This window comes from Mycobacterium sp. AZCC_0083, assembly GCF_014202335.1.
In the GTDB taxonomy this organism is placed as follows: domain Bacteria; phylum Actinomycetota; class Actinomycetes; order Mycobacteriales; family Mycobacteriaceae; genus Mycobacterium.
Genome location: NZ_JACHGP010000009.1, coordinates 313,620 through 338,856, shown reverse-complemented (window position 1 = coordinate 338,856; position 25,237 = coordinate 313,620). Strand labels below are relative to the sequence as shown.

Sequence of the window (25,237 nt, the reverse complement as noted above, 5' to 3'; positions counted from 1 at the left end):
GGGCTGCTCCGATAACCTGCCGGAGTGACCTCACCCGACATCGATCCGGTCGCGCCGGACGTCCGGCGCGCGTGGCAGGAGCTCGCCGACGAGGTCCGCGGCCACCAGTTCCGCTACTACGTCAAGGACGCGCCCGTCATCTCCGACGGCGACTTCGACAAGCTGCTCGGAGAGCTCACCGCTCTCGAAGCCGAGCACCCCGAACTGCGCACACCCGATTCGCCGACCCAGCTCGTCGGCGGGGCGGGGTTCGCCACCGAATTCACCTCCGCCGACCACCTGGAACGGATGCTGTCGCTGGACAACGTCTTCACCTCCGAGGAGTTGTCGACGTGGGCGGCGCGGCTGACCAGCGAGATCGGCGATGACGCCACCTTCCTGTGTGAGCTGAAGATCGACGGCGTGGCGCTGGCCCTGGTGTACCGCGACGGCAAGCTCGTCCGCGGCGCCACCCGCGGCGACGGGCGCACCGGCGAGGACGTCACCCTCAACGCCCGCACCATCACCGACGTGCCCGAACGGTTGACGCCAAGCAAGAAGTACCCCGTGCCCGCGGTGCTCGAGGTCCGCGGCGAGGTGTACTTCCGCTTGGTCGACTTCGAAGAGCTCAACGCCGGACTCGTCGCAGAGGGCAAGGCGCCGTTCGCCAATCCCCGCAACAGCGCAGCCGGATCACTCCGGCAGAAGAACCCGGCAGTGACCGCGCGGCGCAAGCTGCGGATGATCTGCCACGGCCTCGGTCACGCCGAGGGCTTCAGCCCCGCCACCCTGCACGACGCCTACCTCGCCCTCAAGTCATGGGGACTGCCGGTGTCCGACCACACCACCCAGGTCAAGGGCATCGCCGCGGTGGTTGAGCGGGTCACCTACTGGGGCGAGCACAGGCACGACGTCGAGCACGAGATCGACGGTCTGGTGGTCAAGGTCGACGACGTCGCCCTGCAGCGCAGGCTTGGCGCCACCTCGCGCGCCCCACGCTGGGCGATCGCCTACAAATATCCGCCCGAGGAGGCCACCACCAAGCTGCTCGACATCCGGGTCAACGTCGGCCGCACCGGGCGCGTGACCCCGTTCGCCTACATGGAGCCGGTCAAGATCGCCGGCTCCACGGTCGGGCTCGCGACGTTGCACAACGCGTCGGAAGTGACCCGCAAGGGCGTGCTCATCGGCGACACCGTGGTGATCCGCAAGGCCGGCGACGTCATCCCCGAGGTGCTCGGCCCCGTCGTCGACCTGCGGGACGGATCCGAACGCGAATTCGTCATGCCCACCGAGTGTCCCGAGTGCGGCACCACCCTGGCACCCGCCAAGGAAGGCGACGCCGACATCCGCTGCCCGAACTCGCGGAGCTGCCCAGCGCAGTTGCGGGAGAGGGTGTTTCACGTCGCGGGCCGCGGCGCCTTCGACATCGAGGGGCTCGGCTACGAGGCTGGCATCGCGCTGCTGCAATCCGGGGTGATCACCGACGAGGGCGATCTCTTCACCCTTACCGAGGACGACCTGCTGCGCACCGAGTTGTTCACCGTCAAGGGCGGCGAGCTCACCGCGAACGGCAAGCGGCTGTTGGCCAACCTTGGCAAGGCCAAGCAGCAAGCGCTCTGGCGGGTGCTCGTCGCGCTGTCCATCCGGCACGTCGGGCCCACCGCGGCGCGGGCATTGGCAGGAGAATTCGGCAGTCTCGATGCCATCGAGGCCGCCTCCGAGGAGCAGTTGGCCGCGACGGAGGGGGTCGGCCCCACCATCGCCGCGGCGGTCGTCGAGTGGTTCACCGTCGACTGGCATCGCGCGATCGTCGACAAGTGGCGTGCGGCAGGCGTGCGCATGGCCGACGAACGAGACGCCAGCATCGAACGCACGCTGGAGGGTCTGTCGATCGTGGTGACCGGGTCGCTCACCGGGTTCTCCCGCGACCAGGCCAAGGAGGCCATCCTGGTCCGCGGCGGCAAGGCCGCGGCGTCGGTGTCGAAGAAGACCGCCTACGTCGTCGCAGGCGACGCACCGGGATCGAAGTACGACAAGGCGATCGAACTCGGCGTGCCCGTGCTCGACGAGGATGGCTTCCGGGAACTGCTCGAGAACGGGCCGGACGTGCCCGAGGTGTCTGACGTGCCCGAGGTCAGCGAATGATGGTCGCGACGATCCCGGCCAGATAACCCAGCCGGGCCACCTCCGAGGGGCGGAACTCCGGCCCGCCAGGGCGGCCGAGCATGACCGCGGTGTGGTGCTCGCCCAGCGGCGCTGCGGCCAGCGTGGTGTCCATGTCGCGCCACACCTGCGGTATCCATTCGGCGGTGCCGTCGAGGGCCTCGGCGTGCTCGAGGGGGAGCCACGGTGCCGTCTCGGCCTGCGTTTCCGGGGCGCCTCCGCTGCCGACGACGCGTTCCAGGCCCGATTCGGTCAGCCGGACCACCGTGCACCAGCCGACGCGAAGCACCTTGGGCGCCTCGTCGGCGAGCACCTTCAGCTTCTGGAGCTTGCCGTCGGCGGCCGCGATGTGATCGATCAACTCGAGCTCGCGATGGGCCTCGAGCAAGCCGGTATGTGGCCGGATGCTGTCGACGTACACGCCCTTCAGCTTCTCGGCCGCCGTGATCAGCATGTCCGGCATCGCGCCGGCCGGGAGCTCCACGACCAGGTCGTCGACGGCATAACCGGACGCCCGATCGACCACGTCGAGGGACAGGATGTCGGCGCCCACCGACCCCAGTGCCACGGCGAGCGAGCCGAGGCTGCCTGGTCGGTCCTCCAGCTGGACCCGCAGCAGATATGAAGGCACGCGCAACACTGTTTCACGGAGTACCGGACCGAAGCGACTCGGGAAATGCGCCCCCGAGGCGGTCGGCAGCACTCCGGCGCAGGCCGGTTCGCTGCCGTGACTAGGCTTGTTCGTCGTGTCACAGATCTCCAAGGACGACGTCGCCCACCTGGCGCGGCTGGCCCGGCTGGCCCTGACCGACGCCGAGCTCGACGGCTTCGCAGGCCAGCTCGACGCCATCCTGGCCCACGTCAGCCAGATCCAGGCCGTCGACGTGACCGACGTCGAGGCAACCGACAACCCACTCAAGGACGTGAATGTGACGAGGCCCGACGTCGTCGCGCCGTGCCTGACTCAGGACGAGGCGCTGGCCGCCGCGCCAAAGGCCGTCGACGGCCGCTTCGGCGTGCCGCGGATCCTGGGGGAAGCGGAATGACGGGCATGACCGAACTGATTCGTTTCGATGCCGCCACGCTGGCCGCCAAGATCGCGGCCAAGGAGGTGTCCTCGACCGAAGTCACCCAGGCGCACCTCGACCAGATCGCCGCCACCGACGACCGGTATCACGCCTTCTTGCACGTTGCCGCCGACGAGGCGCTCGGCGCGGCGGGCCGGGTCGATGCAGCGGTGGCAGCCGGCGAGCCGCCGTCGTCCCCGCTGGCCGGGGTTCCGCTGGCGCTCAAGGACGTGTTCACCGCCACCGACATGCCGACCACGTGCGGGTCGAAGATCCTCGAAGGCTGGCGCGCGCCGTACGACGCCACGGTCACCGAGCGGCTGCGCGCGGCGGGCATCCCGATCCTTGGCAAGACCAACATGGACGAGTTCGCGATGGGCAGCTCGACGGAGAACTCCGCCTACGGCCCGACGCGCAACCCGTGGAACGTCGACCGGGTGCCCGGCGGCTCAGGCGGCGGGAGCGCGGCCGCACTGGCCGCCTTCCAGGCGCCGCTGGCGATGGGGTCCGACACCGGCGGGTCGATCCGTCAGCCCGCCGCGTTGACCGCGACGGTCGGCGTCAAACCGACCTACGGCACGGTGTCGCGGTACGGGCTGATCGCCTGCGCGTCGTCGCTGGATCAGGGCGGACCGTGTGCTCGCACGGTGCTCGATACCGCGCTGCTGCATCAGGTCATCGCGGGCCACGACCCGCGTGACTCGACGTCGGTGGACGCCGAGGTGCCCGACGTCGTCGGCGCCGCGCGGGCGGGAGCCGGCGGTGACCTGAAGGGCGTCCGGATCGGTGTGGTCAAGCAGCTGCGCAGCGGTGAGGGCTACCAGCCGGGTGTGCTGGCGTCGTTCAGCGCCGCCGTCGACCAGCTGACCGCGCTCGGCGCGGAGGTCTCCGAGGTCGACTGCCCGCACTTCGACTACTCGATGGCGGCCTACTACCTGATCCTGCCGTCGGAGGTGTCGAGCAACCTGGCGCGCTTCGACGCCATGCGCTTCGGCCTGCGGGTCGGCGACGACGGCACGCACAGCGCCGAGGAGGTGATGGCGTTGACCCGCGCAGCCGGTTTCGGCCCAGAGGTCAAGCGCCGCATCATGATTGGCACCTACGCGCTGTCGGCCGGCTACTACGACGCGTATTACAACCAGGCGCAGAAGGTGCGTACGCTGATCGCCCGCGACCTGGCCGCCGCATACGAGAAGGTCGACGTATTAGTCACCCCGACTACTCCTTCTACCGCCTTCGGCATAGGGGAGAAGGTCGACGACCCGCTGGCGATGTATCTGTTCGACCTGTGCACGTTGCCGCTGAACCTGGCCGGGCACTGCGGGATGTCGGTGCCGTCGGGGCTCTCGCCCGACGACGACCTGCCCGTTGGCCTGCAGATCATGGCGCCCGCGCTGGCCGACGACCGGCTCTATCGCGTGGGTGCCGCCTATGAAGCGGCCCGCGGTCCGCTGCCGACGGCGCTCTGACAGGGGAGGATGAGGACATGCGGATCGGAGTCCTAACCGGAGGCGGCGACTGTCCCGGCCTGAATGCGGTCATCAGGGCGGTCGTGCGGACGTCCAACGTCAGGTACGGCTCGACGGTCGTCGGGTTTCTGGACGGTTGGCGGGGTCTGCTGGAGGACCGCCGCATCCAGCTCGCCAACGACGACCGCAACGACCGGTTGCTCGGCAAGGGCGGCACCATCCTCGGCACCGCCCGGGTCAACCCCGACAAGATGCGGGCCGGCCTCGACCAGATCAAGCAGACGCTCGAGGACAACGGCATCGACGTGCTGATCCCGATCGGCGGCGAGGGCACGCTGACCGCGGCCCACTGGCTGTCGGAGGAGAACGTCCCGGTCGTCGGCGTGCCGAAGACCATCGACAACGACATCGACTGCACTGACGTGACGTTCGGCCACGACACTGCGCTGCAGGTCGCCTCCGACGCCATCGATCGGCTGCACAGCACCGCGGAGTCACATCAGCGGGTGATGCTCGTCGAGGTGATGGGCCGCCACGCCGGATGGATCGCGCTCGGTGCAGGCATGGCCTCTGGCGCGCACATGACGTTGATCCCCGAGCAGCCGTTCGACGTGGAGGAGGTCTGCCGGCTGGTCAAGCAGCGCTTCGTCCGCGGCGACTCCCACTTCATCTGCGTGGTCGCCGAGGGCGCGAAGCCCGCCGAGGGCTCGATGCAGCTGCGCGACGGCGGCATCGACGAGTTCGGCCATCAGCGCTTCACTGGGGTGGCGCAGCAGTTGGCCATCGAGATCGAGAAGCGCATCAAAAAGGAAGTACGCACCACGGTGCTCGGGCACGTGCAGCGCGGTGGCACGCCGACGGCCTACGATCGCGTGCTCGCCACCCGGTTCGGGGTCAACGCCGCCGACGCCGCGCACTCCGGCGAGTACGGGATGATGGTGTCCTTGCGTGGACAGGAGATCGGGCGGGTGTCGCTGGCCGATGCGGTCAAGCAGCTCAAGCTGGTTCCGCAGAGCCGCTACGACGACGCCGCCGAGTTCTTCGGCTGACGGGCAAGCTGGCTACGGGGTCTGTCCGCCGGTCAGCTCAATTCGACACAGCCGTGGCCATGAGCTCGACCTCTACCGGTGCGCCAGACGGCAGGGATTGCACGCCGATTGCGCTGCGCGCGGGAAGCGCCTGTGGGCCCAGGATGGTCACGATCGCATCGGAGGCGCCGTCGGCCACCGTCGACAGATCGTGGAATTCCGGCGCACACGCGACGTAGACCGACATCCGCAAGCACCGCACGGTTGCGTCTCCGGGCAGCGCCGCACGGACGGCTGCCACCGCGTTGGCCGCCGCGAGTCGCGCCGCGGCCCAGGCCTGTGCAACGGAGACCGTCGACCCCACCACGCCGGTGACGGTGAGCCGCCCGTCGCGTCGAGGCGTCATGCCGGCGCTGTAAGCGATGCCCGCATGCACCACAGCCGTCGCGTAGTCGCCCTGCGGGGCGGGCGGCAGATCGTGGTCAGTCGACACCGATCGCCACGCCCTCTTGTCTGGGATCGGCTGCACCGCTCAGGATTCCGCGCTTGTCCCGTGAAATGATCTGGGCGCTGCCTCCCCCTCCGTAGGCGGGTTGGACCACGATGCGGTGGCCACGTGTCCGCAACTCATCGCGGACGGATTCCGACGTTGTCGCTTCGACCCGCAGTTCGTCTGGTTGGCCGATGACGTCGGCGTCCGAGCCGGGGAACACGGTGAAACGGGGAGCCGACACGGCCTCGTGCGGGCCCAGTCCGTGGTCGACGAGGTGCGACAGCAGCTGCATGTTCCATTGCACCTGACCATCCCCGCCGGGGGTGTTCCCAATGTGAAGCAGCTCGTTGCGGTCGTCGCTGACGATCCACGCATTGAGGGTGTGCAGCGGTTTGCGCCGCGGCGCGACTTCGTTCGGATGGCCGGAGAGTAGATAAGCACCGCGCCCGAGGCGGTTGTTGAGCACGACACCGGTGCCGGGAATGGAGAACTTCGCGCCGAAGGTGAGCGCCAGCGAGTGGATGAAGCTGACCGCGCGGCCATCCGCGTCGACGGCGACCGTGGACGTGGTGTCGCCCGCGTGTACGCCGAGGGCGGACGGGACAGCGGCGGAGGACGCCAACTGCTCACGTTGCTCCTGAATCCTGCTGGGGTCGAGCATATCCCGAGCACCATGATTGTCACTGCCACATCGTTCGAGCCGGTCCCGAAAGGCCAGCCGCGCGGCGCGCGCCATCCGGTCGATCGCCGCGGCGCCGAGCCATGACATGGGACCGAGGACACCGTCGCACAACGCCGCCTGTTGCAGCACCATCCAGCCGGCAGACGGCAGCGGAGTCTGGTGCACGATTGCGCGGCCGTACCGCGCCGTGATCGCCGGCGCTGCTTCCACCGCTGCGCCGGCGACCCATTCGTCACCGCTGAACGGGGCGCCGCCGGCGGTCAGCGCTGCGACCGCCCTCTCGGCCAGCTCGCCGTGATAGAAGCTTCTCGGGTCGCTGGCCAATCGGCGGATGGTGCGGGCCAGGTCGGGTTGGCGGAGTCGGTCCCCGACGCCGGCGGCCATGAATCGTGGGGCGAACGTGGCAGCGAGGCCGGCGTCGGCACGGATCGCGTCGATGGCCTCGCGCACATCGCTCGCGGTCTTGACCGAACACGGCAGTCCGTTCTCGGCGAGGCGAGCGGCAGGCTCCCACAGCACGTCCAGCGCCATCGTCGCCCCATGGACGTGCATCGCGGCCAGCGCCGCTGGCGCACCGGGGACGGCCACGGCCAAGGGCCCGTCGAGCGGAATGGTCGACAAGCCCTTGGCACGGTAGAAGTCGGCGGTACCCCCGTCCGGCCCGAAACCCGAACCGTTGACCGTCCACACCCGACCGTCGGGTTCCCGGATGATCGCGAACGCGTCCCCACCGATGCCGCACTGCCCGGGAAGGGTCAGCCAGGTGACGGCGGCCATCGCGAGGGTGGCGTCGATCGCGTTACCGCCCTCGGCGAGTACCCGCGCACCTGCGAAGCTCGCGGTGGGATGGCTGGAGCTGACCATTCCACCGGTCGACAGCGCCGCGGGCCGCGCAGGTCTGGACATCACGAGCTCTTGCGGGCGCGTCGGCTCGGGCCGATCACGGCGTCACCGGGATCCACGCCGACGAAGATCTCACCGTCACGCTCCTGCACGGGATAGGTCTTGATGGGCACGGTCGCGGGTGGACAGATGGGCTCACCGGTCTGTAGGTCGAATGCGCTTCCGTGGCAGGAACATCCGATGCCGTCGTCGACCAGCTTTCCCGAAGAGAGAAGGCAGTCCAGATGGGTGCAGTAGTTCGACGTGGCATACGCCTTGCCGTCGAGGCGGGCCACGGCGAATTCATGCTCGTCGGCGTAGAACCGCCGCACCATTCCCTCCGGCACCTGACCAGAGCGGGCGACACGCTTGAATTCCATGGCAAACTCCGTATTTTGGCGGCCGGTCAGGCGACTGGATTGAGATAGACGGTCTTCTCGAGCGTGTAGAACCCCATCATCGACGCGCCCGCCTGTTCCTTGAAGGTCTGGGTGCTCGACGCCTTGTACCCGCCGAACGGTGCGTTCATGGCCATCCCCGTCGTCGGCTGGTTGATCTTCACCAGCCCGCTCTTCGAGCGCGAGGCGAAGTGCGTAGCGGCGGCGAGGTCGTTGGTGACGATGGCCGCGCTGAGCCCGTACTCCGTCGCGTTGGCCAACTGGACCGCCTCGTCGAGGGATACCGCACGCTGAAAGGCGAGCAGCGGCCCGAAGACCTCTTCGCGAACGATGCTCATCATGGGTGTGGTGTCGGTGAACACTGCGGGCCGGACGAAGAAACCCCCGCGGCCCACCGTCATGCCACCGCAGCGCAGCGTCGCCCCGTCGTCCTCACCGGCCCGCACGTAGCCGAGGAACGTCTCGAGCTGGGCGGCGCTGGCCAAGGGCCCCATGTCGACGCCGTCGTCCGTGCCGGGACCGACAGTCAGCTCGTCGGTTCTCGCGACGACCAGCTCCAGTAACTCGTCGTGCACGGCCCCGACGGCGATCACCCGGCTGGTACCCGTGCACGCTTGGCCGCTGAGACCGAAGGCCCCCTTGATGATCAGCGCGGCGGCCGCATCGAGGTTCGCGTCCTCGGCCACCACGACCGGGTTCTTACCGCCCATCTCGAGCTGAACCCGTCGGTCCGGTCCAACCTCGCGATGGATCATCCGACCCACCCGCGTCGACCCGGTGAACGTGATGGCCGCGATTCGCGGATCGGCCACCAGCGCCGCCCCGGCGTCGGAACCACCGTGCACCAGGGCAATCGCGGTCGGCGGCAGGCCGCCGGCCAACAGGGCCTCGACCAGGCGCTGACCCATCAGCGGCGTGAGCTCCGAGGGTTTGAAGAGCACCGGGTTACCTGCGGCCAGGGCGGGCCCGAGCTTGCGGGACGGGATGTTCAAGGGGAAGTTCCACGGGGTGATCGCGGCGACGATGCCCACCGGTTCGCGCAGGGTGTACACCAGGCCTGCCCCGGCGGCGGGGTACGTGTCCCCGGTGGTGCGGGTGGCTTCGCCTGCGTAGAACCGTAGATTCGCCGGGGTCCGGCTGACCTCCATGGTGGCCTCGGCGGTGGTCTTGCCCTCCTCGCGGACGAGTTCGGCGATCAACTCCGCAGACCTCGATTCAAGCTGCGCCGCCGCCGATTCCAGGATCGCGGCACGACGCTCCGGGGCGGACGCGGCCCATTCGGGTGCGGCCTTCTCGAGTCCGTCGACGGCAGCGCGGATGTCGGCCGCGTCGGAAGCCGGAAAGGTGCCGATCACGTCGTCCCCGTCGGCGGGGTTGCGGCGCTCGAACGTCTCGCCGGAAACCGCTGGCAGCCAACGGCCGTCGATGAAGTTGGCACCTTCGACCATCACCGGACCACCTCTTCGGTATCGACGAGATCCCATAGATCGGTGTCCTCGTCGGTGAGCACCGCGGTGTCGACGCGGCAGCCGAGCAGTTCACGCGCAACCATCACGTCCTCGCCGCGATCGACGGCGAACGCACCCCGGAGGATGCCGTCGTCGACGTAGAAGGCGGTGAAGTCCCGTTCGGCGGGGTTGCCGCGGATGACGAAGTCGCAGGTTTGCGGTGCGGCGCCGAGGAACTGGATGTTGTGGTCGAACTGGTCCGACCAGAACCAGTTCGCCTCGTCAGAGACGGCGTCGCGACCGAGTACGGCGTTGGCGACCGCAGCGCCCTGTTTGTTGGCGTTGTCGAAGTGTTCGAGCCGCACATGGCGTCCGGCCCGCGCCGAGTAGCGGCGGGCGACGTCACCGGCGGCGAACACGTTGGGAATCGAGGTCCGGCCCTGCGCGTCCACGACGATGCCGTCGTCGATGTGCAGCCCCGCTTCCGCGGCGACAGAGGTGCTCGGGGTGATTCCAATGCCCACCACGACGACGTCCGCTTTCAGTGGCGGGCCGCCTTCGAGTTCGATGACCACCTGATCGTTCGTGGTGCGAAGGGAACGGACCGCGGCGTTGGTGCGCAGATCGACGCCGCGATCGCGATGCATCCGTGCGCATTCCGTGCCCATGCGTGCGCCGATGACGGCGCTCAGCGGCTCCGCGGCGGCCTCCAGTACCGTTACGTCGACGCCCAGAGCCACTGCGGTGGCTGCGATTTCGAGCCCGATGAAACCGGCACCGATCAGCACCAGCCGTCGGCCCGGCGTCAGCGACTGCTGCAGTCGTTGTGCGTCATCGATGGTGCGCAGCTGGTGAACCAGTTCGGGCCGCGGCCCCGGGACCGGCAGTGTGCGTGGCCGACCGCCGGTCGCGAACAGCACCGCGTCTGCGGCAATTGGTTTGTGCCCGGCGATTTCGACGGTACGCGTGTTCGGATCGAGTCGTGTCACCGTCGCCCCGGTCACGACCTCGACGCCGTTGTCGGCGCGCCATGTCTCGGGCAGTATCTGTAGCGACTCGAGTGTGTCGTTGCCGGCGAGGAACTCCTTCGACAGCGGTGGCCGCTGGTACGGCAGGTGCGGCTCATCGCCGATCAGGATGATGCGCCCGTCGAATCCTCGGCGGCGCAGGGTGCGCGCCGCCACCGCGGCGGTCTGTCCCGCACCGACGGCGACGAATGTGCGGACGGTCATCCGTGGGCTTCCTCTCCGGCAGCCGTGGTGCTGGACAGCCGCGCTGTGGTGTTGACGTAGACGGTGTCCGCCTCCACCCGCACCGGGTAGGTGGGTTGGCAGCGGTCCTGGTTCTCCTCGTATCCGGTTTCCAGATCAAACTGCCATTGGTGTCCCGGGCAGATCACCTTGCCGTGCAGCAATGTGCCCTTGGTCAGAGACCGGTCCTGGTGGACGCAGGTGTCGGCCATCGCGTACACCCGCCCGGCGGCGGCGAACAGCGCGACGGCCACACCGCCGCAGTCGACCCGAAGTTTGCGGCGGCGACCCAGCTCTGCGGTCGTCGCCACCGCGATCCAATCCGCGGTCATGGCGGATACCTTCCTGACGAGGCGGGTGCACCGTGGGCCAGGTCCCACGGTGCACCCCATACGGTTTCGGCTGCGGTTCAGACGGTTGCCTGCTCCAGATCCGGAGCGACGTAGTAGTCGTAGAGCCCCCTGGTGTAGGAGAAGCGCATCTCCGCGCCCCACCGGACCAGTTGCAGGCACCGCTGCTGCAACTGCGCGGTATCGGCGTGGTCGAGCACGATCTGGTATCCGCGCTCACCGTGCACCACGTCGGAAGTGATGTGCAGCTCGAAGAATTCGATCTCGTCCTCGCTGAACTGGTACACCTCGCGCAGCGGGATGATCTGCTTGGTGTAGATGCTGGGCACCTGCGACTCGAGACCCACCACCAGCGCAGCCGTCGCGACCACGAAATGCTCACGCTGCGACACCGCGTAGCACCATGCCTGCAGACCACGCGTGATCGGGTTCATATTCGAGGGATCCTCGATGCGCGCCTTGGTCGTACCGCACGCCTCGCCGAACTTGATGAGCAGGTCGGTGTGCCGAATGTCGGCGAGTTCCTCTTCGTACATGTTCTGCAGCGTGAAGTCCTTGGCTCCGGTGAACTCGTCGGGAGTATTCGAATAGATGTTGGCCAGGTAGTCGGCGAACGGTCCGACATAGTGGTAGTGGTTTTCGGCCCACCGCGCGAAGTGTTGCTTCTGCAGCTTGCCTTCCGCCCACGCCTTGCTGAACGAGGCGTTCTTCGCCTCGCGGCCCTTGATGGCGTTCCCGAGTTCGGCGCGAAACTCGTCCCGCCCGAGGAGCTCAGTCATTGAAGTGTCCCTTCTCGCTGTGTCACGAAATCGCTTGATTTGTACTATCTTCGGCGACGACTAGATGAATTCGGCGCTGTACCAACGACGTTAACCACCCCGTCGGCGGTAGGCCATGGACAGAAGTACCTGCGACTGCGCCCCGCGTTGGTCAAGGTGCACAGCCGGCTGTCATCGCACGACGGATGCGGTCAGCGCTTCGAACTCCGCCAGCATCGCGGCGCCGACGGCCTTGTCCTGCGCGCCGTTGCCGCCGCTGATGCCCACCCCGCCGACGATCTGACCATCGAAGACCAGCGGGAATCCGCCGACGAAGATCGCGAACTTCCCGGGCAACATGTGGCTGATTCCGAACGCTTCGTTACCCGGCAACGCCGGCCCGTCGGGCGGCTCGTTGAACAGATGCGTGGCCCGCTCGTGTCCGGCAGCGGTGAAGGCCTTGGCGATGGCGATGTCCACACCCGTCAGCCGGGCACCGGGCAGTCGGTGCAGCGCGAGGACGTTGCCGCCGTCATCGCAGATGCACAGTGTTTGTTTCACGCCGACCTCCTCGGCCTTCGCCCGCCCGGCCGCCAGCAGCGGCAGCGCGTCGTCCAGGGTGATCCGGTGTATCTGATGCATGGTCAGCTCTCGCTTTCTCACAGGACCTGCGATCGGTGATTGGCTGTCGCTGGCATGTCTACCAACGCGGCTCCACGAGCGGGATGGTCAACATGACCGGACGCGAGCCGGTTCCTCGGTCATACTGCACATGGTGTGGGTACACGAGATCCGGTATCGATGAGGTACGAATCACACGAACGCAGGGTGTTCAAATGACGGCTTCACCGATGCACAGTGACCGCTTGACGGTGCACGGCCTGCTCGACGAGTCGCTCATGTCGGGCGCCCGCGTGGTCGCCGGAGATGACCGGCTCGACGTGGAGCTGAACTGGGTGCTGCCGCTCAGCGAGGTGCTGTCGCAACCCGATCGGCTCGAAGCTGTGGCCGTCTACGCCCGGCCCGAGGCATTGGCCGGTAACAGCGGTGCCATGTCCGCGCTGGTCGCTCGCGGTGCCGCGACCCTCCTGGTCGATGGCGTGTTACCACTGAACTTTTGCCGATCCGGGCTGCCGCCGACGCTCGTCGTCATCGAGATGGGCGTCCCGGTCGGCTTTGCGGCGCTCAATCGCCTGCTCGCGGAGCGGGCCCTCAACCAGGAAGTGCACGTGATGCGTTACTCCACACACGTGCACGACTCGCTCGCGGGGCTCTTCCATCGCGGCGCGGGACTGCGAATCCTGATCCGGGAGGTGTCCAACCTGGCGCACAACCCGGCGGTCGCGCTCGACTTCCGCGGCCACCTGGTGGCGCACAACGGCCTGGCCGCCGATGCCGTGGCGCCCCTTGCGGAGTCGGTGTGCGGGATGCTCGCCGCCGACCTGCCTGGGGCGCGGCGAATCGACAGCCACGACACCCGAGTACAGACCGTCACGGGGCCGCACGACAGCGTCTGGACGTGCGTGGCCAGCGCGATCCGGCTGGGCAAGTCGTTCGAAGGCTGGGTGGTGATCCTGGTGCCCGACGCCCACCCGGGTAGCCACGATCTCGCATGCCACGTCGTCCTCACCGAACAGGCCACCGCCATTGTCGGCTCGGAGATGCTGCGCCAACGCAGTGTGGATGAGGCCGACGAACGTGCCCGCGGCGACTTCGTCCAAGCGCTAGTGCACGGGAGCTTCTCCAGCGAACACGACATGCGCGCGAGAGCCGAGCACCACGACATCGAGCTGGACTCCCGGTTCGGGGTGTTCGTCGCCCCCGGCGTGCTGCCGCACGGACCGGACAGCCCGACCGCGAGCATGGTGCGCCTTGCCCGGTACGCGGCAGGCGTCGCGCCGCATCGATCGGTGCACGCCTACGTGACGGTGATCGGTGACGTCCTCGTCGTCGTGCGGACGCTGCGCAGCGAACAAGACGATGCGATGCGAGAGGAGATGGACGAGTATGCCCGCGCCATGTCGTTGGAGCTCGAGCGGCGCCGCGGGATGCGGGCACCGGTTTCCTACGGTCGCCCGGCGCGAGGCGCCGGAGAGGTTCGCGAAGGCTACCGGGAAGCACGTGTCGCCCTCGGAATCGCGCGCCGCCTGCACCGCACCGGCGCCACGTCGTATCAAGAGCTGCGCAGCTTCACCGTTCTGGCGCAGGTCGCCGACTCGGAGCACAGCCGCCAGCTGGTAAGAGAAGTATTGGGGCCGTTGCGGTCCGGACCCGACCTGCTCGACACCCTCAGCGCCTACCTCGCCGAGGGCGGAAACGTGAACGCGACCGCTCGAGTACTCAACGTGCACCGCAACACCATGCTGGCCAAGCTGGACCGGATCTCGCGCGCACTCGGGATGGACATCCGTGTCTCGGAGAACCAGTTCACGGCGTGGCTGGCGATTCGCCTCGGCCTACTCGACGAAGTGCAATCAGCGGTCGATCGCGAGGCCAGCTTCCGCTGATCTCAGATGGGCTTAGGGTCGGGTCGGACGAACGACCCGGCGAGGCCCAGGGCGACGATGACCGCAGATGCGGCGAACACGGCCGGATAGGTCGACACCTCGAGCGCCACCGCAACCCACGCCGCGCCCACCGCAGAACCGGTGAACCTGACCAGGTTGTACAGACCAAGGCCGGTGCCGTCGGCCCCCGCCGGCGAACGGGTCGCGCCGGTGGCCGCGGGTGTTTGCACCAGCGCGATTCCCGTACCGGTCACGACGAGCATGGTGATCAACACGGCAGGCACTAGTCGTTCCTGGGCCACGCCGATCGTCAGCGCGACCTGCGCGATCAGCAGAACCACAAGACCGGTCCGCAGGACCCGTCTCGGACGCAGCCGGTCGAGCCAACGTCCCACCAGGGGTCCGAGCAGCACCATTGTGGCCGGCACCGCGAACAACACAACGCCCGCCATCGAAGCCGACGAACCCCTGCCGACCAGGTAGAGCGGGATCGCCAGCAAGGTTGCGCCCAGGCAGAACATCTGGGCGAAACCGGCCAGGGTGCTGCGCGCGAACCGTGACTCGACGACGAGCCGAACGTGAACGAAGGGGTGCTCCACCCGTGCGCAATGCCAGGAGAACCACCCCAGCGCCGCGACCGCGGCGGCCACCATCCCCGCCACGGCCCACCATGGGATGTCCGGTTGCGGGATCAGCGCCAGCCCTGCCACCAGCAGCGCCGTGCCCGCTGTCAGCGCGGCCGCACCGGCGACGTCGAACGACATCCGGGCGCCGGGGTAGGACGGGATGTAACGCAGCGCCCCCACGAATCCGGCCAGCGCCACCGGAACCAGCGGTACGAAGACCCATCGCCATCCCCAGGTGTCGGCGACCAGCCCACCCATCGTCGGCCCGATCGCCTGGCCGAAACCGTTCACCGACGCCCACGCTCCCATCGCACGGCCGCGCCCCTCGGTCGAGAACATCCAACTGATGAGGCCCATCACTGCCGGTCCGAACGCGGCCGCGGCAACACCCCCCAACGTGCGCCACCCGATCAACAGCGGCAGCGACGGTGCGGTCGCCGCGCCGACCGCACACACCGCGGTGCCGAGCAGCGCCGCGCAGTAGGTGCGTCGTCGGCCGAACCTGTCGCCGACCCAGCCGGCCAGTGGCATAGTCGCCGCCATCGCCAGTAGAAAGCCGACCACCACGAACACACCGCTGCCGAGCGGGGCGTTGAACTCGTCGAGTATCGCTCCGAGCGGCACGTTGACGACGTTGTTGCTCACCGTCCCGACCAGTGTCCCCGCCAGCAGCGCGGCAAGACCCAGCGGCGTGCCCGTGTCCGGACCCACCGCGGGCGGATTCGCCTCAGCTGAGGAACGTACCTCGGTCATTGTTTCGGTATGCCGCCTGCCTGCTTCGAGACACCCTGTTTCCAAACACGTTGTGAGCCTGGATATCACACCCACTGTCCCATGTTGGGCCGCTCATTTGGAGTCAGACGACGGGCGATGGTGCACACCACCGAGGGCATGAGTTGGGAAATATGCACAGCCGCCGGAAATCGTCGCGCCGCGCGGACCCACGGCGCGATGATCGTTACACCGCCGAAACGGCAGGACACACCACCGACAAGATCGGAGCTTATGCACAGTGGGAAGCCGTCGGGGCTGTGCACTCTTGTCGTTGACCAGGACCGTGACCGAGCCGACCATTCCAGCATCAAACTGCACAGCCCATGAGCAGTGAACGAAGGGTCCCCAATGGACACACACATCACCGCGGCGCACTGGATCTATTTGGCAGGCATCGTCGTCATTCTCATCACGATGGCGCTCCGTAAGAACATCGTCGTGCCCGCAGTCACCGGGACGTTGCTGACCGCATGGGCGTTCTCGGGCAGCATCATTACCGGCTTGTCGTCGATCTTCAACGCCAGCCTGGTCGCGGCGAAGGAACTGTTCAACATCTTCCTGATCATCGCCTTGGTGACTGCGATGCTCGGCGCGCTGCGCCAAATGGGCGCCGACCGGCTCATGGTTACGCCGTTTCGTCGCGTAATGCGCACCGGGACCAGCAGTTTCATCGTGCTCGCGCTCGTCACCTACGTGATCTCGCTGTTCTTCTGGCCAACCCCTGCCGTGCCGCTCGTGGGCGCCGTGCTCATTCCGGTCGCCATCCGGGCCGGCCTCTCCCCGCTGTCTGTCGGCATGGTGATCGCCATCGCCGGGCAGGGAATGGCCCTGTCGTCGGACTACATCATCAAGGTCGCCCCCGGTATCTCCGCCAAAGCCGCAGGCGTTGACCCGGATGCCGTCGCGGACAAAGCACTGGTTCTCTCGCTCATCGTGGGGCTGACCGCGCTGATCATCACCTTCGTGATGCAGCGACGCACCTGGCGCACGGCGTCGGCCGAATTGCTCCTCGACTGGGAGAACGAGGCCGACCGACTGGGCGTCGAACCGACCGACGAGGAGCCCCGGCGCGCGGACGGAGATCACGGCACCAATGGTGGGGCGGATGTTCGGGCCCCCCGAACCCCCACTCCGGTCGGCGGACCGACTCCAACGGAGCCCGCCAACCTGACCGGGACCACGGTGCTGGCCGTTCCGGAGGTGGAGCCCGACTCGCCACCGAAGACGTTGCCTTCGAGGATCTTTGCACTGCTAGTGCCGCTGGTGTACCTCGGCTTCATCGTCTACCTGCTACTCGGCAAGTTCACCACCGTCGTCCCACCGCTGAAGGGTGGCGACGCCGCAGCGATCGTCGGGGGTATCGCCGCTCTGGTCCTCTTTGCCGCCTCCGCCACCAACGACAAGCGCAACTTCTTGGAGACCTCCTCCCGGCATGTGGTCGACGGTCTGGTGTTCGCGTTCAAGGCGATGGGCATTGTGCTGCCGATTGCGGGATTCTTCTTCATCGGAAACGGCGACTTCTCCGGCGCGATCCTTGGGATGCCAGACGACGTTGCGGGGCCGGCCATCCTCTTCGACCTCATCAACGCCGCGCAGTCACACCTGTCCCCGAACCCGTTCGTCACCTCCTTCGGCGTCCTGTTCGTCGGCCTCATCGCCGGCCTCGAGGGCTCCGGCTTCAGCGGTCTGCCGCTGACCGGTTCACTCTCCGGCGCCCTTGGTCCGGCCGTCGGCATGGATCCGAGCACGCTGGCGGCCATCGGACAGATGGGCAATATCTGGTCCGGCGGCGGGACACTCGTCGCGTGGTCATCGCTGATTGCGGTGGCCGGCTTCGCACGGGTGCCGGTCCTCAGCCTGGCGCGAAAGTGCTTCCTGCCCGTCATGACCGGACTGGTGCTGTGTACCGTGTTCGCCATCCTGGTGTATTGATTCTGCGCGCGCGAGGGGCCGATCGGCCGGGTATCGACCGCCTTCGAGCTCATTCCGGGCGTACACCCCGGGCTGACCTGATCTGGCCAAACTAAACTCGACCCCATGACTGTTGCACCGGCGGCCGAGCTTCTCGATTACGACGAGGTCATCTCGCGATACGAGCCCGTGATGGGCATGGAAGTTCACGTCGAGTTGTCCACCGCGACCAAGATGTTCTGTGGCTGCGCCAACAAGTTCGGCGCCGAGCCCAACACACAGGTGTGCCCGGTGTGCCTCGGCCTGCCGGGGTCACTGCCGGTGGTCAACGCCGCCGCCGTCGAGTCGGCCATCCGCATCGGCCTTGCGCTCAACTGCGAGATCGCGCCGTGGGGGCGATTCGCCAGGAAGAACTACTTCTATCCCGATCAGCCGAAGAACTACCAGATCAGCCAGTACGACGAGCCGATCGCCGTCAACGGTTACCTGGACGTCCCGCTGGAGGACGGCACCACCTGGCGCGTGGAGATCGAACGCGCGCACATGGAGGAGGACACCGGAAAGCTGACCCACCTGGGCAGCGACACGGGCCGCATCGAAGGCGCGACGACCTCACTGCTGGACTACAACCGGGCAGGCGTGCCGCTGGTCGAGATCGTCACCAAGCCCATCGAGGGCACGGGGGAGCGGGCGCCGCAGATCGCCCGCGCGTACGTGACCGCATTGCGGGATCTGTTGCGCGCGTTGGGCGTATCGGACGTCCGGATGGATCAGGGCTCGATGCGGGTCGACTCGAACGTCAGCCTGAAGGCCATCGGCGCAACGGAATTCGGCACCCGCACCGAGACCAAGAACGTTAACTCGCTCAAGAGCGTCGAGGTGGCAGTGCGCTACGAGATGCGGCGCCAGGCACCGATTCTGGACGCGGGCGGCCGAATCACCCAGGAGACGCGGCACTTCCAAGAGGCCGGCTACACCACGGCCGGGCGCAGCAAGGAGACCGCGCAGGACTACCGGTACTTCCCTGAGCCGGACCTCGAGCCGGTGGCGCCAAGCGCGGAACTCGTCGAGGAACTGCGGGCGACCATCCCGGAGCTACCCTGGTTGAGCCGCAATCGGATTCAGGAAGAGTGGGGCATCTCCGACGAGGTGATGCGCGATCTCGTCAACAACGGCGTCATCGATCTGGTCGCCACCACGGTCGCAGCCGGTGCATCGAGCGAGGCTGCTCGCGCCTGGTGGGGAAACTTCCTGGTGCAGAAGGCCAACGAAGCAGGCGTCGAGATCGACGCGCTGGCCATCACGCCCGCGCAGGTCGCGGCGGTGGTGAAACTGGTCGACGGTGGCACGTTGTCGAACAAGCTGGCCCGCCAGGTCATCGAGGGTGTGTTGGCCGGCGAGGGTGAGCCCGATCAGGTGATGGCCGACCGGGGTTTGGCAGTGGTGCGTGACGACTCGGTGATCCAGACCGCGATCGACGAGGCGCTGGCTGCCAACCCCGACATCGCCGAGAAGATCCGCGGCGGCAAGGTCCAGGCTGCGGGTGCGATCGTCGGCGCCGTCATGAAGGCCACCAAGGGTCAGGCCGACGCCGCACAGGTGCGCGAACTCGTATTGGCCGCCTGCTCCTAGCGCTTGGCGCCGAGCATCTTCAGTGCGGCGACGGCATAGGCCTCAAGCCGCTCGCGGGGATAGGTATCGGGTTCGCTGACCGCGAGCCGGCCAAGCATCTCGGCGAACGACAACATCGTCTGTCCGAGCAGGGCCGGGTCGAGACCTTCGAGGTGTGGCTCCAGTGCGATGCCCGCCTTGGCCAGTAGTTCGGCCTGAAGCACGATTGCCGAACGCTCCCGTCGTAGCGCGTCGCGGTACTCGCGTGGTGCGCTGTCCGGCACGGTGAGTATCAGCCGCCAACGGGCCGGATTGTCCAGTGCGGCAGCGAGAAACGCTTTGACCGTGGCGGCGTAGGCGTTGGTCGCGCCAAGGATGGTGAGGTCGTCGGGCATCGCCGCCAGTACTTGTTCGACCCCGCGTTCGTGTTCCCGGTGCAGCAGCGCGTCGACCAGCTCGCCTCGCGTGCCGAACGCGGTGTAGAGCACCGGCTTGCCGACGCCAGCGGCATCGGCGACAGCCTCCATGCTCAGCTCGTGCAACTCGCAGGAGGCGAGCGCCACCATCGCCGCGTCGAGCAGCTGCTCGCGCCGCTGCTCGCGGGGGAGCCGGGGCGCGTACTTGCGGCGCTGGCGACTGGTCACGAGGCAATATTACGCCACCGTTGTATTCGCCGCGAGTAATTGCTACGGTGGTGTTGTATTGATCAGGAAGCTGAGGTGAGAGCATGTTCGATGCAACGACGCCGATCCGGCGCGACGACTACGGGTTCTTCGGGCCTGGATCTCCGAGCTGGAAGGTCTGGGCCTCGCCGACGTCGCTCATCGGATTCCAGCGCTCGGTGGTGCTCGAGCACTTCGACCCCTACCTGGCGGCCGCCGTCGCCGACAGTGCGGGCATCTACACCGACCCGCGCGGCCGCCTCGACCGCACCCTGGCCTACTTCCTCACCGTCGCCGTCGCCGACGGACGGACCGCGATCGCGGTATCCGACGCGTTGATGCGCGTGCACGCGAAGGCCAAGGGCATCGAGCCGATCACCGGCTCGCGCTACAGCGCCAACAACCCCGCCGCCCAACTCTGGATTCACGTCACGGGGTGGCATTCGGTGCTCAAGTGCTACGAGCGCTATGGCCCAGGCCCGCTGTCGGCGGACGAGGAGAAGCGGTACTGGGCGGAGTCGCGCATCGCCGCCGAACTGCAGACCTGCAAGCCCTCCGACGTCCCCGGCTCCCGCGACGAGGTGCGGCAGTACTTCGCCGACGTCCGAGGCGGGCTCTGCACGTCCGAGCACGCCGACAAGGCGATGAACTATCTGTTGTGGACACCACGTGACCGCGGTGTGCGGCTCTGGGCAGGCAGCCGGGTGCTTGCGCCGGCGGCCATCGCTACGTTGCCGAAGTGGATGCGCCACATGGGCAACTTCGATCAGTCCGCCGCCGTCGACGCAGCGGTGACGCCGGTCGCCCGCGCCATGGTGCGGGCGATGTCGGCGCGCAACTCCCGGCTGCTTCTCGCGGCCTCCCGTCAATTGGTGCCGCACACCGCCGCGGTGCTGTCTCAGCACCTGACGGCGGGGGAGCCTGTGTCGCGACACACCGTCACGCCCAGCGAGGCCAGGGAGCGGCTCGCGCAGCTCGTCTAAAGCGCGCCGACGAGTCCCGGCCAGGCGGCTATGGCCGCCTCGGCGACGGCGGACAGCTTCGATCGTTCAGCGCCGTCGCGTGCCTGGATGGCCATGCCCTGGTTCACCGCGTTGTAGAACGCCGCGATCGTCGCCGCATTCGCGCCGGCCGGCACGTCCCCGTCGGCGATGCCCCGTTCGATGCGCTCTCGAAAGTCCGTCTCGGCCGCCAGCCGCCATTCGGCGAGGTGACCGTGCACCGCGTGGCTGCTCTCGCTGTACGTCGTGGCAGCCAGCACGATGAGGCACCCGCGCGGTTTGTCCGGTTCGGTGAAGACCGTCGCGTTGTGTCGCAGTAGCGCCGCGATGCCCGCCCGAGCCGTCGGTTGGTCGCGTAGCGCATTGGCGGCCGCGGCGCCCTCCGTCGCGTCGTAGTGGGCGACGGCCTCGCGGAAGAGCTTCTCCTTGCAGCCGAAGGCCGCGTACAGGCTAGGCGAATTGATGCGCATCGCCGTGGTCAGGTCGGTCATCGAAGCACCCTCGTAGCCGTGCTGCCAGAACACCTCCATGGCGCGATGCAGCACCTCGGTCCGGTCGAACGCGCGGGGCCTGCCGCGAACCGCCATCCCGGAACCCATTTCTGTATCGATCGGCACTGAATCTCTTGACAGTCTAGCGCCACCGCGGTAATTATGTGTTGATCACTACAAAATACGAGGATCGACATGACGGACGTGGGAGGCAAGGTGGCACTGGTGACTGGCGGCAGTCGCGGCATGGGGGCGGCGATCGCGCAGCGATTGGCCGAGCTCGGGGCGGACGTCGCGATCACCTACGCCCGTTCGAAGGAGCGCGCCGATCAGGTGGTCGACAAGATCAGCGGCACGGGCCAGCGCGGCCTCGCCATCGAAGCGGATAGCGCCGACGCCGGCGCGGTGGTGGCCGCCGTGCAGCGGGTCGTCGAGGAGTTCGGCCCCATCGACATCCTGGTGAACAACGCTGGCATCTTTCCCTTCGGACCCATCGAGGACACCTCGCTCGAGGAGATCGACCAGGCGCTGAACATCCACGCGCGCGCGGCCTATCTGGCCAGTCAGGCCGCGGTACGTCAGATGCCCGACGGCGGGCGGATCATCAGCATCGGGAGCAATCTCGCTGAGCGCGTGCCGTTTTCGGGTGTGACCCTCTACGCGATGAGCAAGTCAGCGCTGATCGGCTTCACCAAGGGCCTGGCCCGCGATCTCGGCGGGCGGGGCATCACCGTCAACCTCGTCCAGCCCGGATCCACGGACACCGACATGAACCCGGCCGACGGGGAAAGCGCCGACCACCAACGCTCGCTGAGCGCGCTGGGTCGATACGCCGAAGCGACCGAAATCGCGGACACCGTCGCCTTCCTGGTGGGTGCAGGCGGACGCAACATCACCGGCGCGATTCTGACCATCGACGGCGGCACGAACGCCTGACGCCGCGGGCGATTACGTGTTGTCGGCGCTGCTGCGCGGGAAGCCACCCTGCGGGAAGAGCGGGAAGACCACGTCGTCGAGCTTCTCGGCGTCACCCGAGGTCCTGTTCACGGTCGCGCCCCACACGTTGCCGTCGGGCGACAATTGCAGTGCCCAGACGTGGCCGTGCTGATCCTGGCGGATCACCTCGGGATCGCCTGTGACGGCGCCGGTTTCGGGAGCCAATCGGACGGCGACGGTCTGCTTGGTGTTGATCAGGTTGACCAGGACCGTGCCGTCGGACGCCGCGCAGCCCGCAACCCCGGGACGGTCCGGCCACGTCCACACCGTCGAGACCTTGGAGTCCTTGGTGATTCGTTGCAGCCGGTCGGCGGTGGGCGTCCGGTCGGTGACGTACAGCGACCCGTCTGAGGAGTCGATGCACAGTCCGCCGCCGGCCCCGAGGCCGCTGAGCGCGGTGGTCTGCGGTGCCTGATTGACCGTCGTGGGCTGTTCGATGCGCAGCAGCTTGCCCGCAAGCGATGCCGGGTCGGCAGCCATGGCTGGATTGCCCGCGTCGCCGGTCTGCACCGTCAACGTGGTGGGGCTGGTGAAGATCAATGCGCCCGTGTTGCCGGTCGCGCCCTTCGGGATGCCGGTGAGGATCGGCTTGGGCACGTCGCCGTCGGCGATCCGAATCACCCGATTGTCGGTCGGCGTGCTGACGTAGGCGTACATCAGCCGGTCCTCCGAATACGTCGGCGACAGCACGATGTCCATCAAGCCGCCGTCACCGGACGGATCGACCGGGATCACCACCTTGACCTTGGGTTCGGCGCTCACCGAGACGTTCTTGACCGCGCCCGTCAGCCGCTCGGCCACCAGGGCGGACTGGCTGTCCGGAAGCATGATCAGCCCGCTGGTGCTGTCCAGGCAGCCCTGCATCACGCCTGGTGCTGGGCAGTCCTTGGGAAAGGGCTTCGGCGGCAACGGCGGCGGGGGCGGTGGCGTCGTGCTCTCCCCGGGCCCCATCTGCGGTTCGGTGGTGAACGGCTCCGATTGTGCCTCGTTGAACCTGGCGCAACCCGATCCCACCAACAGCGCGGCACACAGCAGCGCCAGCACTCCTCGCAACGGCCGCCGCTGTGTCATGCACGCCAGGTTACGGATGCTCCCGCGATGCGCGCCACGCCGGTCGTCGCAGATCGCTCCGCAAATGGGTGCACGAAAGCGCCGCGCCAATGCGCGACTCGCGCACGACTTGCACTTACGCTGGAAACGTGACCAGTACCTCACACGACCCGCGCGCGTGGCAACGGCCCGAAGACATGGCTGCGCGGCCCGCGTCAGCGCGCCTGGTCGACCCAGAAGACGACATACCTTCAGCAACCTACGGCGGTGACTACGAGACCACCGCGATTCCACGGTATGACACCGGCACCCCCAGCCTCGAGCCCAGCGGATACTCGCTGCTCGGTGAGCCGGAACCGCTGCCCTACGTCCAGCCCGGCGGACGGCACTCCGCAATGCCGGTCGAACCGACCGAGATCGAACCGGACGGCGGCACCCGCGACCAGGAACGTCTTGCGGGCAAGCGCGGCACACAGGATCTCGGGCTCATGCTGCTGCGCGTCGGACTTGGCGCGCTGCTGATCGCCCACGGCCTGCAGAAGGCGTTCGGCTGGTGGGGCGGGTCGGGGCTTGGCGGCTTCCAGCAGTCACTGGCCGACCTCGGCTACCAGCACGCGAACATCCTCATCTACGTCGGCGCCGGTGCGCAGATCGGCGCAGGTGCCCTGCTGGTACTCGGCCTGTTCACGCCGCTGGCCGCCGCGGCCGCGCTGGCCTACCTGATCAACGGGTTGCTCGCATCGGTGACCGCCCAGTCCGACCACGGCTACTTCCCGTTCTTCCTGCCCGAGGGGCACGAGTACCAGGTGACGTTGATCGTGCTTGCCGCCGCGCTGACGCTGACCGGCCCCGGTCGCTACGGCTTCGACGCGGGCCGCGGCTGGGCCCGTCGTCCGTTCATCGGCTCGTTCATCGCGTTGGTGGTGGGCATCGGGGCCGGCATTGCCGTCTGGGTGTTCCTCAACGGCGCAAACCCCTTGGCCTAGTCGTACGGGTTGGGCACGCGGCCGTCGGTGGCCGCCGTCAGCTCCGGCAGCGTCGCGAAGGTCACCGCGGGAAGCCGGAACTCGGAGCCGTCGTTGCGGTGGGCCAGGGCCCACGAGCGCCTGTCGAACCGAATGCCTTCGACGTCGGACCACGGCACCGTCCGGCTGCTCAGCATCGTGCGCGCGGTGACGGTGTCCCGGTCGGCCACTGTCCGATAGCGGAAGATGGCCGCCGACGCGATCACCGGCAGCACCAGAAGCGGGGCGAACCAGACCGGCTGTGCCAGTACCAGGGTCAGAAGGCCGAGCGTGAAGAACCCGACCGCGAGATGAGCCATCGGCGAAATCTTGACGATGACGGAGGTGTTGGCACCCGAGGTGGACGGCGAACTCACGTCGACCATCCTTGCACTGCGTCGATTTCGGTCCATCACATTCCCCGGTCGCTTCGCTCCTGCCCTCCGAGGATCGAGGCAATTTGACCTTTGACCTGTACGGCGGCTACCGTCGACTGCTATGCAGACCTCGGGATTGCTCGTAGTAATTGGTTGGCGCGTTGGTGCGTAACCAGGCCTGAACCTGCGAGCATCGACGCGCAACCCTCGTACAGCTGACGCTGACGGGGGTTTTTTGTTGCCTGAGAACCCATAAG

General features: G+C 67.7%; 24 protein-coding genes. 10 read left to right on the top strand and 14 right to left on the bottom strand.

Features of this window, described 5'->3' with window-relative positions; all coding sequences use genetic code 11:
* The first annotated feature begins 24 nt into the window (after positions 1–24).
* Positions 25–2,127, top strand: coding sequence for an NAD-dependent DNA ligase LigA (gene ligA, locus HNP02_RS23780; protein ID WP_184442925.1), 2,103 nt, complete (start codon positions 25–27; stop codon positions 2,125–2,127).
* Here the strand turns inward: ligA and HNP02_RS23775 are convergent.
* Positions 2,117–2,776 carry an amino acid-binding protein gene (locus HNP02_RS23775; RefSeq protein WP_184442924.1) on the bottom strand — a complete coding sequence of 220 codons (660 nt, stop codon included), beginning with the start codon at positions 2,774–2,776 and terminating at the stop codon, positions 2,117–2,119. The genes ligA and HNP02_RS23775 overlap by 11 nt on opposite strands.
* Positions 2,777–2,891: 115 nt before the next feature.
* Between HNP02_RS23775 and gatC the strand changes: the two genes are divergently transcribed.
* The 3 genes from gatC to HNP02_RS23760 are packed head-to-tail and all read left to right on the top strand — an operon-like array spanning position 2,892 to position 5,730.
* A complete protein-coding gene (gene gatC, locus HNP02_RS23770; protein ID WP_184442923.1) occupies positions 2,892–3,191 on the top strand; it encodes an Asp-tRNA(Asn)/Glu-tRNA(Gln) amidotransferase subunit GatC in 300 nt (99 codons plus the stop codon).
* Between the two features lie 5 nt (positions 3,192–3,196).
* Entirely contained in the window at positions 3,197–4,681 is a 1,485-nt protein-coding gene (gene gatA, locus HNP02_RS23765) for an Asp-tRNA(Asn)/Glu-tRNA(Gln) amidotransferase subunit GatA (RefSeq protein ID WP_184442922.1), read from the top strand.
* A 17-nt stretch (positions 4,682–4,698) separates the two neighbouring features.
* On the top strand, positions 4,699–5,730 hold the full coding sequence (locus HNP02_RS23760) for an ATP-dependent 6-phosphofructokinase (protein WP_184442921.1): 1,032 nt from the start codon (positions 4,699–4,701) through the stop codon (positions 5,728–5,730).
* Between the two features lie 37 nt (positions 5,731–5,767).
* On the opposite strand, the gene HNP02_RS23755 is transcribed toward HNP02_RS23760, so the two are convergent.
* The 8 genes from HNP02_RS23755 to HNP02_RS23720 all read right to left on the bottom strand — a co-directional run bounded on the left by HNP02_RS23755 (position 5,768) and on the right by HNP02_RS23720 (position 12,612).
* Positions 5,768–6,202: a RidA family protein gene (locus HNP02_RS23755; RefSeq protein ID WP_184442920.1), complete on the bottom strand. Its 435-nt coding sequence runs from the start codon at positions 6,200–6,202 to the stop codon at positions 5,768–5,770.
* On the bottom strand, positions 6,192–7,790 hold the full coding sequence (locus tag HNP02_RS23750; protein ID WP_184442919.1) for a gamma-glutamyltransferase family protein: 1,599 nt from the start codon (positions 7,788–7,790) through the stop codon (positions 6,192–6,194). Before HNP02_RS23750 ends, HNP02_RS23755 begins: the two co-directional genes overlap by 11 nt.
* A complete protein-coding gene (locus HNP02_RS23745) occupies positions 7,790–8,146 on the bottom strand; it encodes a non-heme iron oxygenase ferredoxin subunit (protein WP_184442918.1) in 357 nt (118 codons plus the stop codon). The genes HNP02_RS23750 and HNP02_RS23745 overlap by 1 nt, the downstream gene beginning before the upstream one ends.
* A gap of 26 nt (positions 8,147–8,172) precedes the next feature.
* On the bottom strand, positions 8,173–9,612 hold the full coding sequence (locus HNP02_RS23740; RefSeq protein WP_184443010.1) for an aldehyde dehydrogenase family protein: 1,440 nt from the start codon (positions 9,610–9,612) through the stop codon (positions 8,173–8,175).
* Positions 9,612–10,844, bottom strand: a complete 1,233-nt coding sequence (locus tag HNP02_RS23735) for an NAD(P)/FAD-dependent oxidoreductase (protein ID WP_184442917.1) — start codon at positions 10,842–10,844, stop codon at positions 9,612–9,614. The genes HNP02_RS23740 and HNP02_RS23735 overlap by 1 nt, the downstream gene beginning before the upstream one ends.
* Complete coding sequence (locus HNP02_RS23730; protein WP_184442916.1) at positions 10,841–11,194, bottom strand: Rieske 2Fe-2S domain-containing protein; 354 nt, start codon at positions 11,192–11,194, stop codon at positions 10,841–10,843. Before HNP02_RS23730 ends, HNP02_RS23735 begins: the two co-directional genes overlap by 4 nt.
* 77 nt (positions 11,195–11,271) lie before the next feature.
* Positions 11,272–11,991, bottom strand: coding sequence for a TenA family transcriptional regulator (locus HNP02_RS23725; protein ID WP_184442915.1), 720 nt, complete (start codon positions 11,989–11,991; stop codon positions 11,272–11,274).
* Positions 11,992–12,162: 171 nt separating this feature from the next.
* Complete coding sequence (locus tag HNP02_RS23720) at positions 12,163–12,612, bottom strand: heme-binding protein (RefSeq protein WP_184442914.1); 450 nt, start codon at positions 12,610–12,612, stop codon at positions 12,163–12,165.
* A gap of 194 nt (positions 12,613–12,806) precedes the next feature.
* Here HNP02_RS23720 and HNP02_RS23715 point away from each other — a divergent pair, with 194 nt between their 5' ends.
* Positions 12,807–14,477 (top strand): CdaR family transcriptional regulator, encoded by a 1,671-nt coding sequence (locus HNP02_RS23715; protein WP_184442913.1) that lies wholly within the window; start codon positions 12,807–12,809, stop codon positions 14,475–14,477.
* A gap of 2 nt (positions 14,478–14,479) precedes the next feature.
* Here HNP02_RS23715 and HNP02_RS23710 read toward each other — a convergent pair whose 3' ends face one another.
* Positions 14,480–15,856, bottom strand: a complete 1,377-nt coding sequence (locus HNP02_RS23710) for an MFS transporter (RefSeq protein WP_184442912.1) — start codon at positions 15,854–15,856, stop codon at positions 14,480–14,482.
* A 369-nt stretch (positions 15,857–16,225) separates the two neighbouring features.
* Between HNP02_RS23710 and HNP02_RS23705 the strand changes: the two genes are divergently transcribed.
* Together HNP02_RS23705 and gatB are read left to right on the top strand one after the other, a co-directional pair.
* Positions 16,226–17,809 (top strand): hypothetical protein, encoded by a 1,584-nt coding sequence (locus tag HNP02_RS23705; RefSeq protein ID WP_184442911.1) that lies wholly within the window; start codon positions 16,226–16,228, stop codon positions 17,807–17,809.
* 105 nt (positions 17,810–17,914) lie between these two features.
* The gene (gene gatB / locus HNP02_RS23700) at positions 17,915–19,420 is read left to right on the top strand and encodes an Asp-tRNA(Asn)/Glu-tRNA(Gln) amidotransferase subunit GatB (protein ID WP_184442910.1); all 1,506 of its coding nucleotides are present in this window, start codon (positions 17,915–17,917) and stop codon (positions 19,418–19,420) included.
* Here the strand turns inward: gatB and HNP02_RS23695 are convergent.
* Positions 19,417–20,043, bottom strand: coding sequence for a TetR/AcrR family transcriptional regulator (locus HNP02_RS23695; RefSeq protein ID WP_309241667.1), 627 nt, complete (start codon positions 20,041–20,043; stop codon positions 19,417–19,419). The genes gatB and HNP02_RS23695 overlap by 4 nt on opposite strands.
* 83 nt (positions 20,044–20,126) lie before the next feature.
* On the opposite strand from HNP02_RS23695, the gene HNP02_RS23690 reads away from it, so the two are divergent.
* On the top strand, positions 20,127–21,044 hold the full coding sequence (locus HNP02_RS23690; protein WP_184442909.1) for an oxygenase MpaB family protein: 918 nt from the start codon (positions 20,127–20,129) through the stop codon (positions 21,042–21,044).
* On the opposite strand, the gene HNP02_RS23685 is transcribed toward HNP02_RS23690, so the two are convergent.
* Entirely contained in the window at positions 21,041–21,679 is a 639-nt protein-coding gene (locus tag HNP02_RS23685) for a TetR/AcrR family transcriptional regulator (RefSeq protein WP_309241666.1), read from the bottom strand. The two genes, HNP02_RS23690 and HNP02_RS23685, sit on opposite strands and share 4 nt — an antisense overlap.
* A gap of 69 nt (positions 21,680–21,748) precedes the next feature.
* Here HNP02_RS23685 and HNP02_RS23680 point away from each other — a divergent pair, with 69 nt between their 5' ends.
* On the top strand, positions 21,749–22,489 hold the full coding sequence (locus tag HNP02_RS23680) for an SDR family NAD(P)-dependent oxidoreductase (RefSeq protein WP_184442908.1): 741 nt from the start codon (positions 21,749–21,751) through the stop codon (positions 22,487–22,489).
* Positions 22,490–22,501: 12 nt separating this feature from the next.
* On the opposite strand, the gene HNP02_RS23675 is transcribed toward HNP02_RS23680, so the two are convergent.
* On the bottom strand, positions 22,502–23,620 hold the full coding sequence (locus tag HNP02_RS23675) for a PQQ-dependent sugar dehydrogenase (protein WP_184442907.1): 1,119 nt from the start codon (positions 23,618–23,620) through the stop codon (positions 22,502–22,504).
* Between the two features lie 128 nt (positions 23,621–23,748).
* On the opposite strand from HNP02_RS23675, the gene HNP02_RS23670 reads away from it, so the two are divergent.
* Positions 23,749–24,585 (top strand): DoxX family protein, encoded by an 837-nt coding sequence (locus HNP02_RS23670; RefSeq protein ID WP_184442906.1) that lies wholly within the window; start codon positions 23,749–23,751, stop codon positions 24,583–24,585.
* Here the strand turns inward: HNP02_RS23670 and HNP02_RS23665 are convergent.
* Positions 24,582–24,989: a PH domain-containing protein gene (locus HNP02_RS23665; protein ID WP_184443007.1), complete on the bottom strand. Its 408-nt coding sequence runs from the start codon at positions 24,987–24,989 to the stop codon at positions 24,582–24,584. The genes HNP02_RS23670 and HNP02_RS23665 overlap by 4 nt on opposite strands.
* Between the last annotated feature and the right edge of the window lie 248 nt (positions 24,990–25,237).